The organism is Stenotrophomonas sp. 220_Sma, from assembly GCF_056487375.1.
In genome coordinates this window covers 2,912,000-2,934,653 of the sequence record NZ_CM151348.1, presented here as the reverse complement: position 1 = coordinate 2,934,653, position 22,654 = coordinate 2,912,000, and the positions used below count along the sequence as shown (strand labels likewise).

Genomic DNA, 22,654 nt, shown 5'->3' with positions numbered 1-22,654 from the left:
TGCCTCACCCGCGTGCGAACGCCAGCAGGTCGGCGTTGAACCGGTCGGCGTGGGTGACGGTCAGGCCGTGCGGCGCACCGGCGTACACCTTCAACTCGGCGTCCTTGATGATCTGCGAGGACAGCTTGGCTGAGGCATCGAACGGCACGATCTGGTCGTCATCGCCATGCACCACCAGCGCTGGCACATCGATCTTCTTCAGGTCCTCGGTGTAATCCACTTCCGAGAATTCGTGCACGCAGTCGTACTGGCCCTTGACGCCACCGAGCATGCCCTGCAGCCAGAACGAATCACGCATGCCCTGGGTAACGCTGTTGCCGTCGCGGTTGGCGCCGAAGAACGGCGTGGTCAGGTCCTTGAAGAACTGCGAGCGGTCACCGCCGGTGCCCTTGCGGATGCCGTCGAAGACCTCCAGCGGGGTACCGGCCGGGTTGGCATCGGTCTTCAGCATCAGCGGCGGCACGGCGCCGACCAGCACCACCTTGGCCACGCGCTTGCTGCCGTGGCGCCCGATGTAATGGGCCACTTCGCCGCCACCGGTGGAGTGGCCGACCAGGATCGCGTCCTTCAGGTCCAGCGCCTCGAGCACGGCGGCCAGGTCATCGGCGTAGGTGTCCATGTTGTTGCCGTCCCAGGTCTGGCTGGAACGGCCGTGGCTGCGACGGTCGTGAGCGATCACGCGGAAGCCGTTCTGGCCCATGAACAGCATCTGCGGGTCCCAGGCATCGGACGACAGCGGCCAGCCGTGCGCGAACACGATCGGCTGGCCGGTACCCCAATCCTTGTAGAAGATGCGCGCGCCGTCGGCGACGGTGACGAAGTTGCTCATTGTGGTTTCCTTGACGGAAGGGAGGGAAGGCGCTGGCGTGGATGCCGGTGCCTTCGGCAGTACAGCGCAGCGCCAGACCGATGACTTGCACGGCTGTGCTGGATTACGCCGGATGTGACGTGTATCGCTCTGGCACGAAGCCGTGCCGGCATCGAGGATGGCGGCAGCCCTGACGAGGAGCCTGCAATGTCGAACGCGTGTTGGAGCCCGCTGTTGTACCTGCTGCTGGCCACGGGGGCGCATGCTCAGACCAACGTCTACAAATGTGTGGACGGGCCGCATCCGGTCTACCAGCAGACGCCGTGCCAGGGGCGCGCGGAATGGCGCTGGGAGGTGCCGGCGGAGCCGCCCTCGACAGGTACGAGCGCGGCCAAGGCAGCGAGCCCAGCTTCAATGCGTCCGCGTGTGGTGCAGCAGCGGCGTGCGCGGGCTGCACTGATAGCGATCAGCGCGGATCCCGCCGCCTGTGAGCGCGCGCGGCAGCATCGTGGGAAGGTGCTGGCCAATGGCAAGCGCATGGATTTCGTGCAGCGCCGGCAACTGGACGATGCCGTGCATGAGGCGTGCCGTTGAAATGGAATGGTGCCGAAAACGACAACGGCGCCCGTAGGCGCCGTTGGACGGCACGCCAGGCGCTGGACCTCAGCGACCGTCGCTGGCGGCCGCCGGTGCCGGCGAGGGCACGCTGTCCGGCTTGGGCAGGCTCAGCTCCGGGTTGCCCTGTTCGGCCTGCAGGATCTGGATGCGGCGCTGCAGGGAATCCAGCTGGCTGTTGGTGCTCTGCACGTCGCTGCTCAGGCTGACCGCCTGCTGCTGGGCCTGCTGCAGGGCAGCGCTGACCTGGGCCGACTGTGCCTGCTGCTGTTCCATTTCCTGCTGCAGGGTGCGCAGGCGCTCCTCGTTGTAGGCCACCAGGCGCTCGGTATAACGCTTGCCGGCTTCCAGTCGGGTGGTGTCGATGTAGACCTGGGCCAGCTGCTCTGACTGCTGCGCGAAGGTGCGGTAGACACGCTCGGCGTTGTCGACGGCATCGGTCTTGATCACCCGCCAGAAGTTCTTCTCCTGGAACAGGGCGACGTAGTAGGTCAGGGTGTTGGCATTGAACAGCAGGCTGGCGCCGTAGTTGCCGTTGTAGGTGGTGCGCAGCTCGGTCAGCTGGCGGGCATCCATCAGCTGCTTGAGCTCGTCAACGGTGTTGCGCACCACCGGTGCGGTACGTGCGGCCGGCTCTGCGGCTGCTTCGCGGTCGCCACGGGCAGCCATCGCCGCCGGTGCCACCAGCATCATGGCCACGGCCAGCAGTGCCGCGCCGCGCGCGTGCCGGGCGAAGACCGCGCCCCCTGAAGTTTCTCGCATGTCTAGACCATCCACGGATGAGTGTGGGTTGAGATGAAGGTGGTTCCCCGCCGGGAGTCTAGCATGTGCGCGGGCGCCGCCAAGGGCGCCCGTCACGGGTCAGTAGACCAGCTGTGCGGGCGTGCACTGGATGGACTGGACATGCACATCCGTACGGCCCAGTTCCAGGCCCAGCACCTGCGCCAGCAGCGAGCGCAGCAGGGAGCCGACGCTGTTGAGCAGCGGCTTCAGGACGTCCAGGGCGGGCTTCAGCAGCAAGCACAGCAGGCCCGAACAACTGACCGGGCCATTGCCGGGAGCGGTGACGCCGTCGCCGGCGAACTGGTCCAGGAAGCCGTCGTGGGCGGTCTGCAGGTAAGACGCGAGGTTCTGCGTCATGCAGTTGTTGTAGGCCTGGTCGCTCAAGGAAATCAGCAGGCTTGCACACCGGTTGACGGTCAGTCCGCCGAGCAGGCTACCCAGCAGTGCCGGCAGCACGCCCAGCCCTTCGCCAGTCACAGCCGTGCGATAGCCTTTCCAGACCGAGCCATCCTCCCAGCATGTGAGCAGGCCCACCAGGCAGGGTTTTGGAACACCCTTGGGTACATCCCACGCGCCCAAAGGCTTCAACCCCCGCGTCTGGTCGCCAAGTTCAAGCAGCTTGATGGACGCATCGACGTCGTAGCGATTGCGACCAACATTGGCTGCTTTCAGGTAGCGATCGGCCAACTGCGCTGCGGTCGAGCCCTGGCTCATGCCATCGTCGCGCGGATCGAGCATGCCGGACAGTACGCGCAGCAGTTCGCTGACCAGCTCGGACACCGCGGTGCCCACCTCCAGGGAGTTGACCTGGGTTGAACCGGTCGCGCCGGCGGGGAGGGTGAGGCTTTGCGTGTCGGTCAGCGTATTGACCTTGATGCTGTCATTGATCAACGGGGCGCCGAGCAGTGTGAGCATCTGTTCCTTCTGCAGGGTGTCGCCACAGACATTCTGCTTGGAGAACCGCTCGCTGTCGGCCACCTTGCCGACGCAGGCGCGCAGCACGGAAGACTCGACCTTGATCGTCGCCGTGGGAGGCGTGCTGCCACATTGCAGGCTGGTCAGGGTCGCCATTGCATTGGTCACGTCCGCATGGACCGGCAGCTTCAGGCGGATGCCCAGCAGTGAAAGCACGCCGCCCGCAACGGGAATGTTGTTGGTGTCGATGTCGAGGAAGACACGGATCTGCGCGTTGTAAGCGCGCGAGCCAACGCCACCGATGGCGATGGACGGCGGTTCCACCACAGCGGCTTTGGCATTGACCAGGCCCAGCAGGTTGAGTTCATCGACCGAGACCGCACGGCCGCCATTGGCGATGCTGATGCTGGTGCCGATCAGGTCCAGCACATTGACATCGGCCTGCAGCGCGCTGGAAATCGTTCCATCCGGCGCGACCACGCGTGCGAACAGGCCGCCACCGCTGTCATCGGAGCCGAGTTTCACCTCCAGCTGCTTGAGGTCGATGCCCTTCACGACCAGGGCATTCTCCAGTGCACTCAGGTCCACGTGGGCAACGCCCTGCTGGGTGAGCAGGTCAACGGTCGCCTGAAGGATCTTGCCCAGCTTGACCTTGCGGCCGGCCAGCAGATTGTTGAACTCCGCCACGCCCATGTTGACGTCGATCGGAATGCCCAGTGCCTGCAGCAGTCCATTCGGGGTGATATGCGCCTGTGCAAGGCCGTCGTAGCCGAGCAGGGTGGTCTTGTCGAGGTCGGCGCCCACCAGTTTCAGGACATTTCCCAGTGGCGTGTTGCCATTGATGCGCAGCAGTTGCGAGCCGACACTGAAAACCGCCGTGGGTTCTGCACGGCGCGCCACCGCCTGGGCGGTCACGGTCGGCAGGCTGCTGTTCTGCCCGAAGAAGGGAAGCACCGCGCGGCGGGTGATGACACGGACAGCGTTGCGTTGATTCGCTGCATCGACGACCGGGCTGAAGTGCCCTTCGGTGGCGCGGGTCACGTTCCAGTTTCCGCAGCGGATTTCCAGGCTTCCTGCGAAGGTGTTCTGGGTGAGTGCGCTCTGCCGCGCAGCACTGTTGTCGCTGTTGTCCGAGGTGCACAGTTCCAGTCGCTGCGCTCCGGCCAGTGCGGCCAGATCAGCGACCTTCTGTGCATCGCGCTTGGCCCAGAACAGGTAACCGATCTCGATCAGGCCCAGCATCGCCAGCAGCGCCAGCATGACCAGCATCATGGTGATCGACATGCCGCCCCGTGGGCGGCTGAAACTGAACTGGCGTGGGCGTTTCATGGCCTACCTCAGCGTCCGGATGAGGATGATCCCTTGGACTTGGCGACATCGGCTTCAAAGAAGTCAGGGATCTCGTGTTCGAAACTCTTCATGTAGCGGGCGTAGCTCAGCGTCGCCTGGTCGCCGAGGATCGGCAGATGCTGTCCGGCCTGTTGCCCCGATGCCTGCAGGCGGAACAGGTTGCGCGTGGTATCGCCGATCTGGCTGCGGCCGGGCCGCGGGGCTGCAGTGCTGCCGTCGGTGTTGGCCACTGCTGCAGGCGCCGCCTGCGGCACCGGTGCTGGCGGGGCCGCCAGGTCCACGGTGGGCAGTGACTCGGACTGCAGCGGCTGCGAAGCCGACGCAGCCGGCGTGCTGCCGCCAAGCATCTGCCCGGTCAGCGGCTGTTGCTGCGCCTGCACGGCGGCGGCCGGCAGCAGGCAGATCAGAACGGGCAGCAGGCGTCGGGTCAGGGGCGTCGCGGTCATGGTGTGTTCCCGTTCGGATGGTCGGAGGCGCTGAAGCGTTCCAGCATCGAGGGCGGCAGGCGCTGCGGATCGCGTTCATCGCGGCTGTCGCGGCGCGGTTCCGCCGCCAATCGCGTGGCGCCGGGCGGGTTGCCGGCGGCATCGCTGGCGAGAGCACGGGCAGTGGCCGGCACGACTGCGGCGGCTGCCGCTGCGGCCTGGCGCTGCTGCAGGCGGGCACGGATCTGCGCCGCCTGCTGCTGGATGCTGAGCCGGGTCTCGTCGTTGAGGTTCGCTTGCTGGGCGAGGCGTTCGGCAGTGGCGGTGTCGCCCCGCAGCACCGCCCAGAGGGCGAGGTTGGCGGTGGCCTTGGCATTGCCCGGCGACAGCTCCAGCGCCTTGGCCAGGGGTTCGCGCGCGCGCTCGAACTGCCCGGCGCGCAGCCGCGCATAGCCCAGGTCGCCGAGATAACTTGTGTTCAATGGCTGCAGTTCGGTCGCCCGCGCCAACGCCTGCTCACTGCCGGCGTCGTCGTCGCGGCGCGCGGCAATCAGGCCCAGGCCATGGGCGGCCGCGGCGGCCTGGGGGCCACTGGAAAGATCGCGGTACAGGGTGACCGCGGCATCGGCCTGGCCGGTCTCGCGCAGCGCGTCGGCCTGCAGCAGGCGCAACGCCGGCGGATCGCCGTAGCGCTGGCGGAAGGCGTCGACGTGGGCGAGCGAGGCATACCATGCGCCTTGCTGCTGCATGCGCTCGATCAGCTCCAGGTAGGCATTGCGGCTGTCCTGCGGTGCCGGTTCGGGCGCGGCCAGGCTGGGCGCGCGCAGGTACTTCGGCGTGGTCGATGCACAGCCGCTGGCGCCGGCAACGGCAGCCAGGGCAACAATCAGGCAGGAAGTGCGCAGGGCAGGCATCAGGGGGACCCCATCTTGGACATGGTGGTGGCCAGCGCGACCAGCGCCGGACCGGCAAGGACCAGCATCAACGCTGGCAGCAGGGTCAGCATCATCACCACGGTCATCTTCACCGAGAGCTTGCCGACCTTTTCCTTCAGCGTGTTGCGACGCTGTTCGCGCAGGCGGATGCTGAACTGCCGCAGGGGCTCCTGCACCGCGCCGCCATGGGCGTGCACCTGCAGGATCAGCTGCATCAGGCTGGTCAGGTCATCGTCGGCATAGACCTCGCTCAGCCGGCGCAGGGATTGTGCGCGCGTGCGGCCGTGGGTATAGGCGATGTTGGCCTCCTGCAGCTCGCCGCCGAGGACCGGCAATGCATCGCGCAGCTTGTCGCCTAGCGTCTGCAGGCTCTGGTCCATGCTGAAGCCCACGCCCTGCAGCAGACGCAGCAGGTCGATCAGCAGCGGCAGCTCGTTGTCGACCGCTCGTCGGCGCCGTTTCACCCAGGAGGAGAGAACGAACTTGGGCAGCAGCAGGCCGGCGGCGAGGGCGCCGATGATCACCATGATCCTGGCCAGCCCGGTGACGCTGCTGAATGTCAGCACCAGTACCAGCACCAGCACGGCCAGCAGCAGGCGCAGGCCGAGGTAGATGGCCGTACCGCGGCGGGTGTTCCACCCGGCCAGATCCAACAGCAGCCGGTCTTCATTGGCCAGCAACGCCGTTTCCAGCCGGCCGCCGCTGAGGGCACGGCCGAAGCGTTCCAGCCAGCCCAGCGAATCGTGCCGCGCAGGCTCGGTGTCACGGGACGCCTCGCGCGGCTGCAGGGCGGTCTTCAAGGTGGCCGTTGTACGTTGCTCACGATGGCTGCGTACCCAGCCGCCGATACCGAGCAGGGCGATACCGGCGGCCAGCACGAGCAGGGAGAGGGCGAACCAGGCGCTGGCGCTCATCGGTTGTCTCCGGCGGGGCGAAGGGGGTTCATAGCGACTTGGCCAGGCGATACAGCAGGAAGCCACCGACAAGTTCCATGCCCAGTGCAAGCAGCAGGATCTTGTGGCCGAGCGGATCGTGCAGCACCGGCTGGAAGAAGTCCGGGCTGGTGATCGCCATCAGTACCGCGCAGGCCGGTGGCAACAGGCCCAGCACCCACGCTGACATCCGCGTCTCCGAGGTGGTCGCTGCAAGCTCCTGCTGGGCCTGTTCCAGATCGCGCATGAAATCGCCCATGCGCTGCAGGATCTGGTCGGAGCGCCCGCCGATGCGCACGCTGACACCGATCACCACCGACAACACCTTCAGCACATCCATGCGATAGGGATGCGAGGCCTGTGCGAGTGCACGGTCCAGCTCCATGCCGCTGCGTGCAAAGCGCACCGTGGTGTCCAGCAGCCCGCGCAACGGCGCGCTCGTCTGCATCGACGCAACCTGGAACGCGGCCTGCAGGCTGTTGCCCAGTGCGGTCAGCCGCACCAGGTTGTCGAGGAAGTCCGGCAGCTGATGCAGCAGTTGCGCACGCAGCTTGGTGGTCCGCCGCATCACCCACAGCCAGCAGCCAAGCAGGTACAGCAGCAGGGTCAGCGGAAACATCCATGCGGTGCCCAGCCGCAGCATCGCCACCACCGACAGTACCAGCCCCGGTACCAGCAGCATGATGGGAATTTTCCAGCCGGTCTGCAGCCCTGCGCGCTGCAGCAGGCCATCCAACGGCAGCACGCGGCGCCCGGCGCTGGCGGGCCGCGCCGGGTCGTTGGCAGCGGTGACGGACGGCCCGGCGGGTGCTCCGCCCGTGGCGCTTCCGCGCGAAAGCTGCTGCTCGGCGTGCCGCATTGAAACCTGGCGCTGCTCACGGCTGCTGGCCGTGCCCCACAGCCAGGCTGCCAGCGCCAGCAGCACCGCGATGATGCTCAGCATGCCCAGCAGCGCGCCGGTTCCCATGCTCAGAAGTCTCCGTAGAGCGATTCGCGCAGCTGCTGGCGGAACGGCTCCAGCTTGTGCGAGTGCGGATGGAAGCCCAGCCCGACCCAGCGATCGATCTCTTTGCCGTTGCCGTCGATCTGCAGCTCGTGGCGGAACATTTCCTGGGTGGTGATCAGGTTGTCGCTGACACCGGTGATCTCGGTGATCGAGACCAGCACGCGGCGGCCGCTGCCCAGGCGCGAGATCTGCACGATGAAGTCGATGGCACTGGCGATCTGCCGGCGCAGGCTGTCCTCGCTGCCCTGGAAGCCGGCAAAGCCGGCCAGCATCTCGATCCGGTACAGGCAGTCGCGGGGCGAATTGGCGTGGATGGTGGCCATCGAGCCGTCGTGGCCGGTGTTCATCGCCTGCAGCATTTCCAGCACCTCGGCACCGCGCACTTCGCCGACGACGATGCGGTCGGGGCGCATGCGCAGGCTGTTGCGGACCAGATCGCGGATGCTGACCGCACCGTGCCCTTCGGCGCCGCCGATACGGCTTTCCAGGCGAACTACATGCGGGTGGTTGAGCGAGAGCTCGGCGGTGTCTTCGACGGTGATCACGCGCTCGTTCGCGGGGACGTAGCTGGCCAGGGCGTTCAGCAGCGAGGTCTTGCCCGAGCTGGTGCCGCCGGACACCAGGATGTTGCAGCGACCCAGTACCATCGCCTTCAGCAAGGCCTGCATCGGCGCATCGAAGGTGCCCTTGGCCAGCAGTTCATCGGGGGTGAACGGGTCCTTGCGGAACTTGCGGATGGACACCATCGGTCCATCCACCGCCAGCGGCGAGATGATCGCGTTGAGACGGCCGCCGTTGGGCAGGCGCGCATCGACCATCGGATTGGAGTCATCCAGGCGGCGTCCAAGCGGGGCGAGGATGCGGCGCAGGATGCGCAGCAGATGCGTATCGTCGGTGAAGCGCTGGGTGGCCCGCTTGAGCTGGCCGCCCTGGGACACGTGCACATCCTTGAAACCGTTGATCAGGATGTCTTCGATGGACGGGTCGTGCAGCAGGTCGTCCAGCGGGCCGAAGCCGGTCAGCTCCTTGACCAGGCCGTCGGCGACCACCTGCATCTCCTCTTCGTTGATCGGGATGCGCCACTCCTGGATGAAGCCCACCGTCTGCACCTGCACCCAGCGGGCGATGGTGTCGGGGGCCCAGGAATCGATGTCGATGCGCTCGTCCTCGATGCTGTTGAGCAGGTGCTCATGCGCGGCCGACAGCACCTTCTGGTACTGCTCGGTCTGCGCGAACGGCTGATGGCCCGGCGAGCTTTCGGGCAGCACCGGCCGGGCAACGGCATGCGGGAACGGGGTTACCTTGTCTTCCATTGCGATCCACCCAGGGCAAGGGAGAGTCTTTCCCGCAGGCCCTGCGCCTGGACCGGGCAGGCAGCCGGATCCAGGCGCGAAACCAGCGGGGCGAGGGCACGCAGGTAGGGGTCGCGCGGCGCATCCTGCAGCAGCAGGTGGCCCTGGCTGGCAGCCAGGCGCACGCGCGGTCGTTCGGGAAGCGTGGCCAGCAGGGGAACCTCGAAGCGGCGCGCGATCTGCTCCGGGCTCATGCCGCTGCTGTCATCGTGGCGGTTGATCACCAGCTGCAGGCGCTTTTCGCGTTCGCGCTGGCCGGCAAGATGCTTCAGTGCCTGGTCGAGCGACACCAGTGTGGCAATGGAGGCATCGGTGACCAGCCAGATCTCGTCGGCCTGGTCCAGCAGCAGCGGCGGCAGCTGACGCAGCGGGCAGCCACCGGCATCACACAGCACGCTGGCGAACACGGTGCGCAGGCGCTGCAGCAGCGCACCCGGATCGGACGGCGGTACCGCATCGCTGCCGCTGGCGCGGTCCAGCAGCACCAGTCCGGAATCGTGACGGGCCATGGCCGTACGGGCGAGGGTGGCGTCGATGCGACTGGCGTTGCGCAGCGCGTCTTCGTAGTGGAAGCGGCTGTCCAGGTTGAGGTACAGGGCGAGGTCGCCCGAAGGCTGGGCCAGCTCCATCAGCAGGCCATCCTGCTGCAGTGCCTCGCCCTGTGCCAGTGCACGGGTCTGCTGTGCCAGCACCGAAAGATGCGCGGCCAGCGTACTGGTGCCGACCCCGGCGCGCACGCCCAGCAGGACGATCAGGCGGGCCTTGTGCGCCTGCTGCGCGGCGGCAGCCGGTCGTGGTGACAGGGCGCGACGCAGCGCGGCCTCGATGCCGACGTTGTCGCTGTCCAGGTCCAGCACATCACGCAGGCCCGCCCGCAATGCGATGACAACGCCTTCCACCTGGCCGGCACTGGTGGCACCGACTGCAACCAATGCCAGATCCGGCTCGGTCTGCTGCAGTTGCTGCGCCAGCACGCTGGAGGCGGCCGCATGTTCCGGGCGGAAGTCGAGCAGCACAAGGCTCTGCGGCCCGCGTTGCAGGTCCTGGGCGGAGGTCGGCGTGCTGCTGTCCTGCCAGTGCAGGGTGGTGGTTGGCGGCAGTTTCGCCGCCAGCCGGGGCAGCAGTTCGCGATCCATTCCGTACAGGACCAGGTTCATCGGCGGTCCTTGCGGATGCAGCGGCTGGGCAGTGGCGTAGGGCATGGGCGTGGTATCGCAGGCATCATGGAATCAGCGTGAGAAGCCGGGCACCGGGTCCTGGCTGATAGGACCCAGCAGCCAGGCGCCCCATTCGGGCATGTGCGGCTTGGCCTCGCGGTCGCCGGGCAGCGGCAGCTCGGTGTTGCGTGCCAGCGGCTTCACCAGGCGTGGCGTGACGATGATCACCAGTTCCTTGTCCTGGCGCTTGTAGTCGAAGTTGCGGAAGAACGAGCCGATGATCGGCAGGTCACCCAGCAGCGGGATCTTGCCGACGCTGGAAACCACGTTGGAACTGACCAGGCCACCGATCACGAAGCTCTCGCCATCGCCCAGTTCGACCGTGGTGTCGGCGCGGCGGGTGGTGATGGAGGGAATCTGCACGCCGTTGAGCGCGATGGCGTTGCTGTAGTCCAGGTCGCTGGCTTCCGGTGCGACTTTCAGGGCGATGCGGTTCGGTGCCAGTACCGTCGGTGTCACGGTCAGGCCGATGCCGAAGGGCTTGTAGGTGATGGTGGTGGTGCCCAGTCCCTGCGGTTCCAGGATCGGCAGCTCGCCGCCGGCCAGGAAACTGGCGCTCTGCCCGGACAGCGCGACCAGTGTCGGTTCGGCCAGCACACGCGCCATGCCATTGCTCTGCAGCAGGTCGACGTCGGCATTCCACAGGCCCTTGGTCGAGCCGAACACCAGGCGGAAGGCCGAAGAAATGGGCGATTCGGCTTCGTTGCCGGAGTTGCCTTCCTTCATGCCGGGCAGGATGCCGGTATTGCCCGGCAGCTGGCCGCCCGGGCGGGCGAAGCCGTAGGCGAAGTTGCCATTGCGGTTCTGGAAGCTGATGCCGATCTGCTTCAGTGCGGTCTTGTTGAACTCGACCACCTTGACCTCGACCTGGACCACGCCGCCGCTGCTCACCGTGGATGCGTCGGCAAGCAGGCCATCCTTGCCCAGGGCCATGGCGGCAGCCTTCTGCTCCTGCATGTGCGACAGCACGCTCTCGGTGCTTCCCTGCAGCAGGCCCTGATTGTCCTGCTGGGTGAATACCAGCCCGTTCGCGCCGGCGTCGGCGGCACCCTGCACCGCACTTTGTACCCGCACCTGCAGGCGCTGTGGTTCGGTCTGCTTGCGGTGCCAGAGCAGGAGCGTGGTGGTGCCCGGCGCCTTGCCGACCAGCAGGGCCTGGCGCTGGCCGCGCAGCATCACGATATCGGCCACGCCCGGATCGGCAATGGCGACCCGCTCCAGATCACCCGGCAGGGTCCAGGGGCGCTGCTCACGCGCCTGCAGCACCAGGTCGTCGGCGGCCACGCTTGTCGCCGGTGCCAGCAGCACCAGCAGCAGGGCCAGCCAGCGCTGGCGGGGGGAAGGGCGTGGACTGCGGCGACGTTCGGTCATGGATGCGCTCGATGCAGGTCAAAGGGAACCACGGGGGGCGGAGCTGTCACCTCGGATGATTTCGATGCCCGATGCGCGTGGGGCGCTGCGCCGTGGTGCGGGTACGCGTGCCGGGGCATCCTGGGTGCTGCGCGCGGGCGCGTTGCTGCGGCCGGCCAATGCATCGCCGTCGATGCCGGCGAAGGCGTGATTCTCTGGCCGCTGCAGCGCAAGCTGCTGTTCCGCATCCAGGCCACGCAGTGGATCAATCACCCCGCGTGCCTGCGGGAACAGCGCCAGATCGGGCTGGCCGGAATCGGCAGGGTTGCGCAGGGCGAGGAACAGCTTGCCCTGCTGTGCACCCAGCAGCAGCCGGTTGGCATCGGCCACCGGCACCGCCAGTACCGCGCTGCGTGCCGGCTGGGCGGTCCCGCTGCCCGTGCTCTGGGTGCTGCTGCTTCCGGTGATGTCGGCGGCGCGTGGATCGTTGCGGCCATCGGCCTCGTTGCTGGCAACAGCGTCATGGTTGGCTGGGGCGATGTCCTGCTGGCCATAGCTGAGCACGCGCAGGCGCGACAGCAGCAGGCGCGTCTGTGCTGCGTCGGCCGGGCCGCCGGCAGTGGATTGGGCATTGCGCAGGTTGAGGAACACGTCGACGAAATCACCGGGCAGGATGCGGTTGCCGGCCCCCACCAGCTCGTCGACCGGGACCGCCAGTGCGCGTTCCCCGGGGCGCAGCTGCAGCGAGAATCCCTGCGCGAGTGCGTTGCTGCTGATCGCCGTGCCTTCGGCGATGTCCTGCACCGGCACCTTTCCGACCACGGCGGAAATGCTGGTGGCGGCACCGGAAACCGGGGCGCTGCGCTGTGCGAGACGCAGTCCGTTGGCAGAGATCGGTTCGCCAGCCGGCAGTCGCGCCACCGCTTCCACCACGGTGATCGCCTGGGCTTCGCTCTGCGCTACCGGGGCAACCGTGGCCGGTGCGGCCGGCCTGCGCCCGATCATCAAGGCGATCACCGCCAGCAGCACGGCCAGCCCGATCAGGGCGACGGCAGCAATGCGGGTCAACTTGAGCATGGAACCGTCTCCTGTACCGAACGTCAGTTGCCGCTGCCGAGGTCGAGCTGAGCGACCGCGACGCTGCGGATGGGAGCCCGCATCACCCACTTGTAAAGCGTGGCGGTGCCTGGCAGGAAGGGATGGCTTGCGTAGTCGTAGCTGACCGTCACGGTCATGCACTGGGCGCTGGCCAGTCCGGCGCAGGGGGCCTGCGCGGAAACCAGAATGGCGTTGTTTCCGCCATTGCTGCAGTCGACCGGCTGACCCGAGAAGTTCAGCAGCCACTGCATCGAACTACGCGCCGCAACGCAGGCAGCGGTACGGCGTTCGTTGGCGCTGCCATAGCGCAGCGATGCACGTGCACCCTCGGCCGAGGCGGTTGCCAACGTCTGCTGGGCCGCCATGATCATTACGCCGGAGAACGTGAACAGCAGCAGCGGCAGCAGGCCCAGCATCAACATCAGCGCGAACTCGATGCTGGCCGCGCCACGTTGCCGGCGTCGGTTGTGGATGTTCATGCCACACCTCCGTACGTGCTGATGAGGACCCAGGCGATGGCGGATACCGCCAGGTAGGCGGCGTAGGGAATGCCTTGGCGTCCCTGGCGGGCGCTCTGCATCCCGCGCAGCGCCGGGTGCGAATGCCATTGCGAACTTGCCCGATGCATATGGGCTTGAAGGCCGATGGGCAGTACTGGACCCAACCGTCGCGATACCAGCACCAGTGCGGCATGTGCGCCCGCTGCCAGGCTGGCCGCGATCCAGATCGGCAGCAGTGCCTGCCAGCCCAGCATCAATCCCAGTACCGAAAAGAATTTGACATCACCGGCGCCCATCCAGCGCACTGCATGGAAAGGCAGCAATGCGACCAGGCCGAGCGCCGCGCCGGCAACGTGGGAAGCCCACGGCAGGCGCGGCGCGTTGAACTGTCCGGCGATGAGCACGACAACGGTGATCGCGCATGCGGACAGCAGCCAGGCGTTGGGCACCCGACGGGCGTACAGATCGCTGATCGCGATCCGCAGGCACACACCGATGGCCAGCAATCCCAGCAGTGTCATCGCACCCTCCATTGTCCGTCAGTGGACGGTCAGCCGCCGCCTTCTGCAATGAGCCGCAAGCGCAGCCGACGGCTGCGCGGTCCCGGTCAGTTCCCACCGGCAGGCGGTGTTGCACTACCGGAGGCCTTGGTGGCCAATGCGGAGAGATTGGTGAACAAGGTCTCGAAGAAAGACTTGATCTGCGCATTGCCGACCGCGATCAGGATGCCGGCAATCACAGCCGCCAGCAGGCCGTACTCGAGTGCGGTGACGCCATCTTCTTCCTTCAGGAACTTGCGGATCGATGCGTTCATGACGTTTGTCTCCCTCTACCTGTCTGCTACAGGACACCTGTTGGGCGGTGGCCCGGCTCCGCCGGGATCGTCCGTGGACCTCCGCACGTCCTGGCGGAGGAGGCACGGCGGGATGGACCCGCTGTGCTCAAGCAGGGTGATCGTTTCCAGGCGGGACGCCGTTCGCGCAACCGCGACCGCGCGGCGCGGGGCCGGTGGTCGACGTGTCGAGCGATACGTGCATGGTCATGCTGTCCCCCTGGGTGCGGTCATTATCAAAGACCGGATCACCGTGTTATCGACTTTGCCTGAATGGCGGCCGGCTGCAACCGGAACCTATATGCAAATTCGGCAGAATCCCATTGGTCCTTAATTTCAAAGCCGGGTTCTGTGACGGAAATCCGTTCGCCCGCACAACGATTCATCGACGTGCAGATAATGTGAGGCAGGCTTCAGATCGCATGCGAAAACTGTGCCAAACGCGACAATCTGATTTTCACCTCTGTATCCCTCTTATTCAACGCGGTGCAGATGTTTACCCCGTTGAATTATCGGGCATACTCGCATTCAAGTACTCGCGTTTCTTTTGGGGTGCGCACCTTGGCGGCGCGCATCCCGGTGATGGAAGAGATTCCATGAGAGGTGCGCGCCCTGTCAGGCAGTGGGGGCCGTACCGCACGGCGGATAATCGGGGGGACGACACTGTCATGGTCGATGGTGGGGTAGGAGACAGCGACGACAGCGGCCTGCGGTCGATCGACCTGGCGACGCTGAGCGGCGTGCTTCGTGTATGTGATGTCGAACTGCTTCTGCTCGATGGCAATGGGCCGCGGGCGGCCTTCGCGTCACGCGTGCACGAGGAGGCGTTGTTCTGCAGCATCAGCTGTGGATTCCATTGCCGTGGACGTTTCATGCTGCCGCCGGACTGGGCGATGCTGGGGTATCTGCATGCGACCGATGAAACCCTGAGCTGGTGCCATGGCGTACCGCTTGCCCCTGGGATGGCGCTGACCGTGATGCCCGAGGGCATCAGCGAGTTCACCCTGAGCCCGGGCACGCACATGACCCTGATGCTGGTGCCGGTGGCACGGGTGCAACGCAAGCTGACCGAACTGAGCCTGCGCAGCACGCCGCCGGCCGGCCAGGCGCTTTCACTGTTCAATCTCGCCAGCGAGGCCGCCCCGCTGGCACAGCATTACCAGCAGCTGCACCTGCAGCTGGGCCAGGGCACGGGCCTGCAGCCGGAAGAAACCGAGCGGCTGCTGCACGAACACGTGCAGGCACTGCTGGGTGCGGGTTCCGCCGAACGCCCGGGTTGCAGCCGTGCGCGGCGCACGCATTATCTGATCGCACAGCGGGCGGAAAACTTCATGCGCCTCAACCTGCGCCGCAATATCTACATGAATGAGATCTGCGACGCTGCCGGCGTCAGTGAGCGTGGGTTGCGCTACGCGTTCGAGGACCTGTTCGGTACGTCGCCCAATCGTTACCTGTCGATGCTGCGCCTGTGCGCAGCCTGCCGCAGCCTGTCGATGGCCGATTCCAGCCGCCGTTCGGTCAAGGCCATCGCCCTCAGTTGTGGCCTGTGGGACCTTTCGCGTTTCGCCGACAACTACCGCAAGGTCTTCGGTGAACTGCCGCGTGACACGCTGATGCGCGCACCCGCGCAGATCGGCCAGCCCGCCTGATCCAGGCCCCATAAGGGTTTCCCGGCGGTTCCTGCCGGAATTGCATATCCGCTTGCCGATATGGTTGCCGCTTCTGCATAACCGGCTGCCGATTCCGACCGTGGATTTGCCGGAATGCGCGATTGCCGTGCCGGAATGAAGTGCGCAGCCGCCGTTGCAAACGCTGAAATGTCAGTCACCTGCCTAACGGCAAGTCCACTGACATTCCAGTTGTTCGCCTACGGGGGAAATGCTCATGAACCGCATCTACCGGCGTGTATGGAACCGCCAGCTCAATGCTCTGGTTGTGGCCTCGGAACTGGCCACCGGCGATAGCGGCGGCAGCGCCGCCCGCGATCCGCGCAGTGTCCTGCTGATGCCGACCGCACTGGCCCTGGCCCTGCTGTGTGCGCTGGCCAGCGGGCATGCAGGAGCATCCGAATCCAACCAGTCGCTGCGTGATCTGCAGGCACTGGCCGCGAAGTACGCGCAGCCGATGCCGGTCAAGGTCGACGCAGAAGTCGCGCTGGCCGCGGCATCGCGCCAGGCGCAGAGCAGTCCGGCGATCAGCGCAGACGCGCGTGTGGGCCTGCAGCTGAGTACGACCTCGCTGCCGATCGTGCGCGACGTGCTGCCGGCTACCGTACAGGTGAAGCTGGCGGCGAACGCCGCGCCGAAGCAGGTCGCGGTTCCTGCACTGGCCGCCGATGTTCGCGCCAATGTCGGGCTGGGGCACGCAGCGTCCAATGTGGCGAAGATGGATGCCTCACTGGCGGCCAACGTTGCGCCGTCCGCGCATGCACCGCGCGGTGTGGCTGCGGATGCGCAGGCGAAGGCCAGGGTTGGCATCGCCGGTGCCCAGGTGGCCTCGATCGATACCGGTGCCAAGGCGGCCGCCGCTGTTGCTGGCGCATCCGCTGGCTCGCTGTCCGGCCTCAAGGCGTCCGTTGACGGCAAGGTGGATTCGCAGCTGAAGCTGGCGGGCCACCAGATCGACGGTCAGGGGCAGGTCAAGGCGACGGCAGCGGTCACGTTGCCGGCAAAGGAGGAGCTGCCGGGCGAGACCCATGATCGTGCGATCACCGCAGCTTTCGATACCGGTGTTGCCGGCAAAGTGCGCGTGCAGGCGCCCGATGGCCAGGAAGTCGTGGCCGACCGCAATCTGAAGCTGGCCGGCCAAGCGACTGTGGCAGCGCAGAACAGCGCACTGGGCGTGGGTGGCCTGGTGGGCGGCGTTGTCGGCGCGGCAGGTGGCGCCGTGGGTGGCGTGCTTGATGGCACCGTAGGCAACACGGTTGGTGCGGTGGGCGGAGCAGTGGGCAGCACGCTCAATGGCGCCATTGGTACGGTTGGTGCAGTCGGCGGCACTGTGGGTGGTGCGCTCAACGGCACGGTCGGTTCGGTCGGCAGCACCGTCGGCGGCGCACTCAACGGTGCGGTTGGCACGGTTGGTGCAGTCGGCGGCACTGTGGGTGGTGCACTCAACGGCACGGCTGGTGCGGTCGGCAGCACCGTCGGCGGCGCACTCAACGGTGCGGTTGGCACGGTGGGTGCAGTCGGCGGCACCGTCGGTGGTGCGCTCAACGGCACGGTCGGTTCGGTCGGCAGCGTAGTCGGCGGGGCACTCAACGGTGCAGTTGGCACGGTTGGTGCGGTCGGCGGCACCGTGGGTGGTGCGCTCAACGGCACGGTCGGTTCGGTCGGCAGCACCGTCGGCGGCGCACTCAATGGTGCGGTTGGCACGGTGGGTGCAGTTGGTGGCGCCGTGGGCGGCACGCTCAACAATACAGTGGGTGCGGTGGGCAGCACCGTCGGCGGTGTACTCAATGGCGCTACAGGTGGCAGCACCGGCGGCCTCGGTGGCCTGCTGGGCGATACGCTTGGCAATGTCGGCGGCGCCGTCGGCAACCTGCTCAATGGCAACCTCAACGGCACCATCGGCAATCTCGGCAGTGCCGTAGGCGGCCTGGTCGGCGGCACCCTCGGCGGTCTCGGCCTGACCAAGCCCTCGGCAATCCCGCCGACCAGCCCGAAGGCGCCGGCTCCGGCCGATCCGAACGCGGGCCTGATCATCGGCACCGGTGGCCTGGTCGGCAATGTCGGGCAGCTGATCGGCCCGACCACCACCAGCCTGTTCGGCGGCAACGGCTACCTGAGCAACGGCAACCTCAAGCTCAGCAACGCCAACGTGATGCAGACCTACTCGACGGTCAATGTGCTGGGCCTGCCGGTGGTCAACCTGTCGCCGGTCGGCAGCACCCTCAATGGCCTGGGCGGCGCCGTCACCGGCGGCAGCTCGCACCTGACCCTGATCGGCGGTGTCACCTCCGACAGCTACATCTACAACATCAACAACGGCAATCCGGGCGGCCTGCTCGGCCTGCTGCTGCCGAAGGACTCGCCGGCGTGGGCGGCCAAGTGCCTGGACATCGCCCTGGCCGACATTTCCTGCTGGGCCGTCAACGCCGCGCAGGACTACCAGGTGCTGATGGGCGACGGTGCTTTCGCCAACGGTTCGAAGGAAGTGGTGATCGGTGCCAATGCACGGCACGAACTGCCGAAGGTCGATGCCAACGTGGCCTTCCCGGGTGCAGGCACCAATGACCCGAGCAACCCGACCGGCGTGCCGACCGCGGACTACGCCGCACGCATGGGCCATTCGGTGATCGTCGGCGACAGCGCGGTGGGTACGGCCAACGGGCAGACCCTGCTCGGTGCCGAGGCGACCTCCAACCAGGCCAATTCGGTTGCACTGGGCTACCGTTCGGCCGCGCTGCGCGGTGCCCAGGCCAGCTACAGCGCCTATGGCCTCACTGCGCCGCAGGTCTCGGCCGGTGAAGTGTCGGTGGGTACCGCCGGTGGCGGCGAGCGCCAGATCACCAACGTGGCCGCCGGTAGTGTCAATACCGATGCGGTCAACGTGGCCCAGCTGAAGGGTGCCATCAGCCTGATTGATGATGTGGCGGCCGCTGCGGTGACCTACGATCTGGACGGTGCCGGCAATCCGAACTATCGCCGCGTCACGCTCGGTGCGGGCACCGGCACTACCACCATCGGCAACCTGGCCGGCGGTGCGGTCACCGCCGGCAGCCTGGAAGCGGTCAACGGCGGCCAGCTGGCCGCGACCAACGCCGCCATCGCCAGCTTCTTTGGCGGCCGTGCAGCGTTTGATCCGGCCAGTGGCGCCTTCACCGCGCCGCTGTTCGAGATCAGCACCATCTCCACCGGTGGCGCCATTGCCAAGGGCTTGTATACCAACGCCACCGATGCGTTCGCGGCGGTCGACGGCTCGCTGGTCAACCTCAATACGCAGATCACCGATATCCGCAACGGTGGCACCAAGTACCTGCGGGTGAACTCGACCGGTACCGAGGCACTGGCCAGCGGCGCCGACTCGATCGCGGTCGGTACCAACGCCCGCGCCACCGCCGCCAACAGCATCGCGGTGGGGGCCGGCAGCCTGGCTGACCGTGCCAACAGCGTGTCCATCGGTGCCGCCGGTGCCGAGCGTCAGGTCACCAACCTGGCTGCGGGTACCGCCGCCACCGATGCGGTCAACGTCGGCCAGCTGCAGGCGTCGGAGCAGGGTGCCCTGCGCTATGACCTCAACGGCGACGGCAGCGTCAACTACGCCAGTGCCACGCTGGGCCAGAGCGGCACCGCCACCACGCTGCGCAACCTCGGCCCGGGCCAGGTCAGTGCCACCAGCAGCGAGGCCATCAACGGTGCCCAGCTGTTTGCGGCCAACCAGGCCGTGGCCACCCACCTCGGTGGTGGCGCGGCGGTCAACGCCAGCGGCCTGCTGACCGCACCGACCTACTCGATCAACAACGTCGCCGCCAACGGCACCGTGACCAAGGGCAGCTACAACGACGTCGGTACCGCCTTCGATGCGGTCAGCAACTCGCTGGCCAACGTTGCCGACCAGACCGATGAGATCGACAAGCTGGCCGTGAAGTACGACGTCGATGGCAGTGGCAACGTGCTCAACAGCGTGACGCTGACGGGTACCGGCACCGGCGCGGTGAAGATCACCAACGTCGCCGCCGGCAGCATCCTGGCCGGCAGCAGTGATGCCATCACCGGCGACCAGCTGTTCAGCACGAACAGCACCATCGCCAACTACTTCGGTGGCACCACCGCGTACAACGGCACCACCAACGTGTGGACCGCGCCGAAGTTCAGCATCTCCAGCATCGCCACCGACGGCACCTTCACCAGCGGCGACTACAACAATGTCACCGCCGCCTTCACTGCGGTGGACGGCTCGCTGAAGGTCCTCAACCAACGCATCACCAACAACAGCGGTGGCAGTGCCTACCTGGCAGTGAACTCGACCGCAGCGCCTGCAACGGCTGCCGGTGCGGAAGCGGTGGCGGTCGGCCCGCAGGCCAGTGCGGCCGGTGCCAACAGCGTGGCGGTCGGCAACGGCGCCAGCGCCAGTGCCGGCAACAGCGTCGCCCTGGGTGCCGGGTCGGTGGCCAGCGTCGGTGCGCAGAGCGGCTACACCGGCGCCTATGGCCAGACCGGCGCCAGCAACTCGGCCGGTGAGGTTTCGGTCGGCAGCACCGGCAGCGAGCGCAAGATCACCCATGTCGCCGACGGTTCCGATACGTACGACGCAACCAATGTCGGCCAGCTGAAGAACGGCGTGAACTACGCCATCGACGAATCGAAGAAGTACACCGACCAGAAGATCCAGAACATCACCAACGTGGCCGGCAGCTTCCGCGCCAACAACACCAACAACCTGGCCGATCCGTCCGCCAGCGGTGCCAACTCGGCCGCAGGTGGCGCTGGCTCCACCGCCGCCGGTGCCAACTCGACCGCGCTGGGCAATGGTTCGCAGGCGCAGGCCGACAACTCGGTGGCGCTGGGTGCGGGTTCGGTGGCGAACCGGGCCAACACGGTCTCAGTGGGTGCCGCCGGTGCCGAACGCCAGGTGGTCAACGTGGCCGACGGTTCGCAGGCGACCGATGCGGTCAACGTACGCCAGCTGCAGGCCTCGCAGCAGGGCACGATCCGTTACGACACCACGGTGAACGGCGCGACCAACTACAACAGTGTCACGCTGGGCAGCACCAACAGCGGCCCGACCACGGTGCGTAACGTCGCCGCCGGCACCGCCGGTACCGACGCAGTCAACGTCGACCAGCTGAAGTCGGGCATGGCGCAGACCCTGGACTGGTCGAAGGCCTACACCGACGAGCGCATGGGTGGCTTCGAGCGCGACCTGCGCAAGACCGACAACCGCGCCTCGGCCGGTATCGCCTCGGCTATGGCCACCGCAGCACTGCCGCAGCCCAGCGAAGCGGGCCGCAGCATGGCCTCGGTCGCCGCCGGCAGCTACAACGGCGAGTCGGGCGTGGCGGTTGGTATCTCCGGTGTCTCCGAAGGAGGGCGCTGGATCTACAAGTTCAGCGGCTCCACCAACAGCCGTGGCGAGGCCGGTGTGGCCGTCGGTGCAGGCATCCAGTGGTGATCCCCGCCGCCGGGCCGCACGCGCGGCCCGGCATCGCGGAAACGTCCAAAGGGGGAATGACATGAAACAGCATCGCATCGCCCGCACCGGCCAGATGGCCGCAGTGCTGGGCCTGGTCCTGGGAATGGGCCTGCTGGCCGCCTGCCGCAGCCATGCGCCGGCCGCCGAGGGTCCTGCCGAAACCACCGCCGTGCAGTTCCCGGAGGCCTCGAAGGCCTCGTTGAAGGAAGGCATCTATCCCGACGTCGCCGACCTGCGCCGTTTCGCGCCGGGCATGAGCAAGCGCCAGCTGTACACGCTGCTGGGCACGCCGCATTTCAATGAAGGCATGTGGGGCGTGCGCGAGTGGAACTACCTGTTCAACTTCCGCACCGCACAGGGGGCCGAATACTTCACCTGCCAGTTCCAGGTCCGCTTCGACAGCAAGGGCATTGCCCAGGGCGGCTACTGGAAGCCTGAATCATGTGCGGCGGTGCTGGACCCGCCGCGGCCGCCGGCCCCGCCTGCACCGGCGCCGTTGCCGGAGCAGCCGTTGCGCCTGTCCGCCGATGCGCTGTTCGGTTTCGACAGCGCGGTGCTCAGTGCCGAAGGCCAGCAGGCCGTGCAGGGCGTACTGGCGCAGGTGCGCGAGGCCAGTCAGGTGCAGTCAATCCGGGTGACCGGGTATACCGACCGTATCGGCAGTGCCAGCTACAACCAGGCCCTGTCGCAGCGACGTGCCGAGGCCGTGCGCAGCGCGCTTGTGCAGGGCGGCGTGCCTGCAGCCAGCATCAGTGCCGAAGGACGCGGCGCGGCCGAGCCGATCGTGCAGTGCGAGCAGCGCAACCGTCGCGAGCTGATCGCCTGCCTGGCGCCGAACCGGCGCGTGCAGATCGCGGGTGTGGCGCAGCCACGCTGAGAATCCTGCGCCGGGGCAAGTCCCCGGCATCCCGAGTCCCCCCTGACCGCCGGCAGGACGTGGCCACGTCTCCCCCGTTGTCCACGCCTGCCGGCGGCTCAGGTTTTCCATGGTGCACGCGATGAACGCCCAATTCCTGCCTCTTTCCATGAAGACGGAAACCACACTGAGTGTGTACGGCCAGCTCGGCAATCATGCGGTGGTGCGCATTCCCGGGCGGCGACTGCCGGGATTGATACTGCAGGCAGACACCGTGGCCGGCTTCCTGGCCCAGCTGCAGGAAGCCCAGGCCTGCCTGCGCAGTGGGCGCGCGCAGCGCACCGACGCCGAGCTGGACATGCTGATCGACGTGCTGCAGCAGTGGTATGCGCTGATTGAATCGCGCCTGGCGGACGCCGGCGAGGCGCTGTAGTAGAAAAAGGGGACGGAGGGGATTAAGTCGTTCTCGCCCCGGCTGTGCCGGAAACGACTTAATCCCCTCCGTCCCCTTTTTTGTATCAGTGACCCGTCCTGAATTGGGTTGACACC

At 67.0% G+C, this 22,654-nt stretch carries 19 protein-coding genes; 5 read left to right on the top strand and 14 right to left on the bottom strand.

From position 1 onward, the window contains the following. Window positions 1-4 precede the first annotated feature (4 nt). Window positions 5-829: an alpha/beta fold hydrolase gene (locus ACZLIB_RS13750; protein WP_049423090.1), complete on the bottom strand. Its 825-nt coding sequence runs from the start codon at window positions 827-829 to the stop codon at window positions 5-7. 186 nt (window positions 830-1,015) lie between these two features. Here ACZLIB_RS13750 and ACZLIB_RS13745 point away from each other — a divergent pair, with 186 nt between their 5' ends. Further along, window positions 1,016-1,402, top strand: coding sequence for a hypothetical protein (locus ACZLIB_RS13745; protein ID WP_032128083.1), 387 nt, complete (start codon window positions 1,016-1,018; stop codon window positions 1,400-1,402). Window positions 1,403-1,471: 69 nt separating this feature from the next. Here ACZLIB_RS13745 and ACZLIB_RS13740 read toward each other — a convergent pair whose 3' ends face one another. From ACZLIB_RS13740 to ACZLIB_RS13680, 13 genes are all read right to left on the bottom strand, one after another. Beyond that, complete coding sequence (locus tag ACZLIB_RS13740; protein ID WP_043402505.1) at window positions 1,472-2,185, bottom strand: DUF2968 domain-containing protein; 714 nt, start codon at window positions 2,183-2,185, stop codon at window positions 1,472-1,474. 99 nt (window positions 2,186-2,284) lie between these two features. Further along, window positions 2,285-4,450, bottom strand: coding sequence for a TadG family pilus assembly protein (locus ACZLIB_RS13735; RefSeq protein WP_329894109.1), 2,166 nt, complete (start codon window positions 4,448-4,450; stop codon window positions 2,285-2,287). A gap of 8 nt (window positions 4,451-4,458) precedes the next feature. Next, window positions 4,459-4,917, bottom strand: coding sequence for a DUF3613 domain-containing protein (locus tag ACZLIB_RS13730; protein WP_032128080.1), 459 nt, complete (start codon window positions 4,915-4,917; stop codon window positions 4,459-4,461). Then, window positions 4,914-5,810 carry a tetratricopeptide repeat protein gene (locus tag ACZLIB_RS13725; protein WP_164080795.1) on the bottom strand — a complete coding sequence of 299 codons (897 nt, stop codon included), beginning with the start codon at window positions 5,808-5,810 and terminating at the stop codon, window positions 4,914-4,916. Before ACZLIB_RS13725 ends, ACZLIB_RS13730 begins: the two co-directional genes overlap by 4 nt. Next, the gene (locus ACZLIB_RS13720; protein WP_032128078.1) at window positions 5,810-6,745 is read right to left on the bottom strand and encodes a type II secretion system F family protein; all 936 of its coding nucleotides are present in this window, start codon (window positions 6,743-6,745) and stop codon (window positions 5,810-5,812) included. The genes ACZLIB_RS13725 and ACZLIB_RS13720 overlap by 1 nt, the downstream gene beginning before the upstream one ends. Before the next feature lie 28 nt (window positions 6,746-6,773). Next, the gene (locus tag ACZLIB_RS13715) at window positions 6,774-7,730 is read right to left on the bottom strand and encodes a type II secretion system F family protein (RefSeq protein WP_032128077.1); all 957 of its coding nucleotides are present in this window, start codon (window positions 7,728-7,730) and stop codon (window positions 6,774-6,776) included. 2 nt (window positions 7,731-7,732) lie between these two features. After that, window positions 7,733-9,082: a TadA family conjugal transfer-associated ATPase gene (locus ACZLIB_RS13710; protein WP_049398477.1), complete on the bottom strand. Its 1,350-nt coding sequence runs from the start codon at window positions 9,080-9,082 to the stop codon at window positions 7,733-7,735. Next, complete coding sequence (locus ACZLIB_RS13705) at window positions 9,067-10,323, bottom strand: CpaE/TadZ family protein (protein ID WP_032128075.1); 1,257 nt, start codon at window positions 10,321-10,323, stop codon at window positions 9,067-9,069. The genes ACZLIB_RS13710 and ACZLIB_RS13705 overlap by 16 nt, the downstream gene beginning before the upstream one ends. 27 nt (window positions 10,324-10,350) lie before the next feature. Continuing rightward, window positions 10,351-11,709: a type II and III secretion system protein family protein gene (locus ACZLIB_RS13700; RefSeq protein WP_049423074.1), complete on the bottom strand. Its 1,359-nt coding sequence runs from the start codon at window positions 11,707-11,709 to the stop codon at window positions 10,351-10,353. An 18-nt stretch (window positions 11,710-11,727) separates the two neighbouring features. After that, window positions 11,728-12,765 (bottom strand): Flp pilus assembly protein CpaB, encoded by a 1,038-nt coding sequence (cpaB, locus tag ACZLIB_RS13695; protein ID WP_478467901.1) that lies wholly within the window; start codon window positions 12,763-12,765, stop codon window positions 11,728-11,730. A 23-nt stretch (window positions 12,766-12,788) separates the two neighbouring features. Further along, window positions 12,789-13,265, bottom strand: coding sequence for a TadE/TadG family type IV pilus assembly protein (locus ACZLIB_RS13690; protein WP_049398481.1), 477 nt, complete (start codon window positions 13,263-13,265; stop codon window positions 12,789-12,791). Next, a complete protein-coding gene (locus ACZLIB_RS13685; protein ID WP_032128071.1) occupies window positions 13,262-13,807 on the bottom strand; it encodes an A24 family peptidase in 546 nt (181 codons plus the stop codon). Before ACZLIB_RS13685 ends, ACZLIB_RS13690 begins: the two co-directional genes overlap by 4 nt. An 86-nt stretch (window positions 13,808-13,893) precedes the next feature. After that, window positions 13,894-14,100, bottom strand: a complete 207-nt coding sequence (locus ACZLIB_RS13680; RefSeq protein ID WP_107432184.1) for a Flp family type IVb pilin — start codon at window positions 14,098-14,100, stop codon at window positions 13,894-13,896. A 686-nt stretch (window positions 14,101-14,786) separates the two neighbouring features. On the opposite strand from ACZLIB_RS13680, the gene ACZLIB_RS13675 reads away from it, so the two are divergent. The 4 genes from ACZLIB_RS13675 (at window position 14,787) to ACZLIB_RS13660 (ending at window position 22,538) form a co-directional block, all read left to right on the top strand. Then, window positions 14,787-15,767 (top strand): AraC family transcriptional regulator, encoded by a 981-nt coding sequence (locus tag ACZLIB_RS13675; RefSeq protein WP_032128070.1) that lies wholly within the window; start codon window positions 14,787-14,789, stop codon window positions 15,765-15,767. A gap of 235 nt (window positions 15,768-16,002) precedes the next feature. Then, entirely contained in the window at window positions 16,003-21,228 is a 5,226-nt protein-coding gene (locus ACZLIB_RS13670; protein ID WP_478467899.1) for an ESPR-type extended signal peptide-containing protein, read from the top strand. A 61-nt stretch (window positions 21,229-21,289) separates the two neighbouring features. Beyond that, entirely contained in the window at window positions 21,290-22,126 is an 837-nt protein-coding gene (locus ACZLIB_RS13665) for an OmpA family protein (protein ID WP_012511335.1), read from the top strand. A gap of 121 nt (window positions 22,127-22,247) precedes the next feature. Next, window positions 22,248-22,538 (top strand): DUF6959 family protein, encoded by a 291-nt coding sequence (locus ACZLIB_RS13660; protein ID WP_019659952.1) that lies wholly within the window; start codon window positions 22,248-22,250, stop codon window positions 22,536-22,538. Window positions 22,539-22,654: the final 116 nt, after the last annotated feature.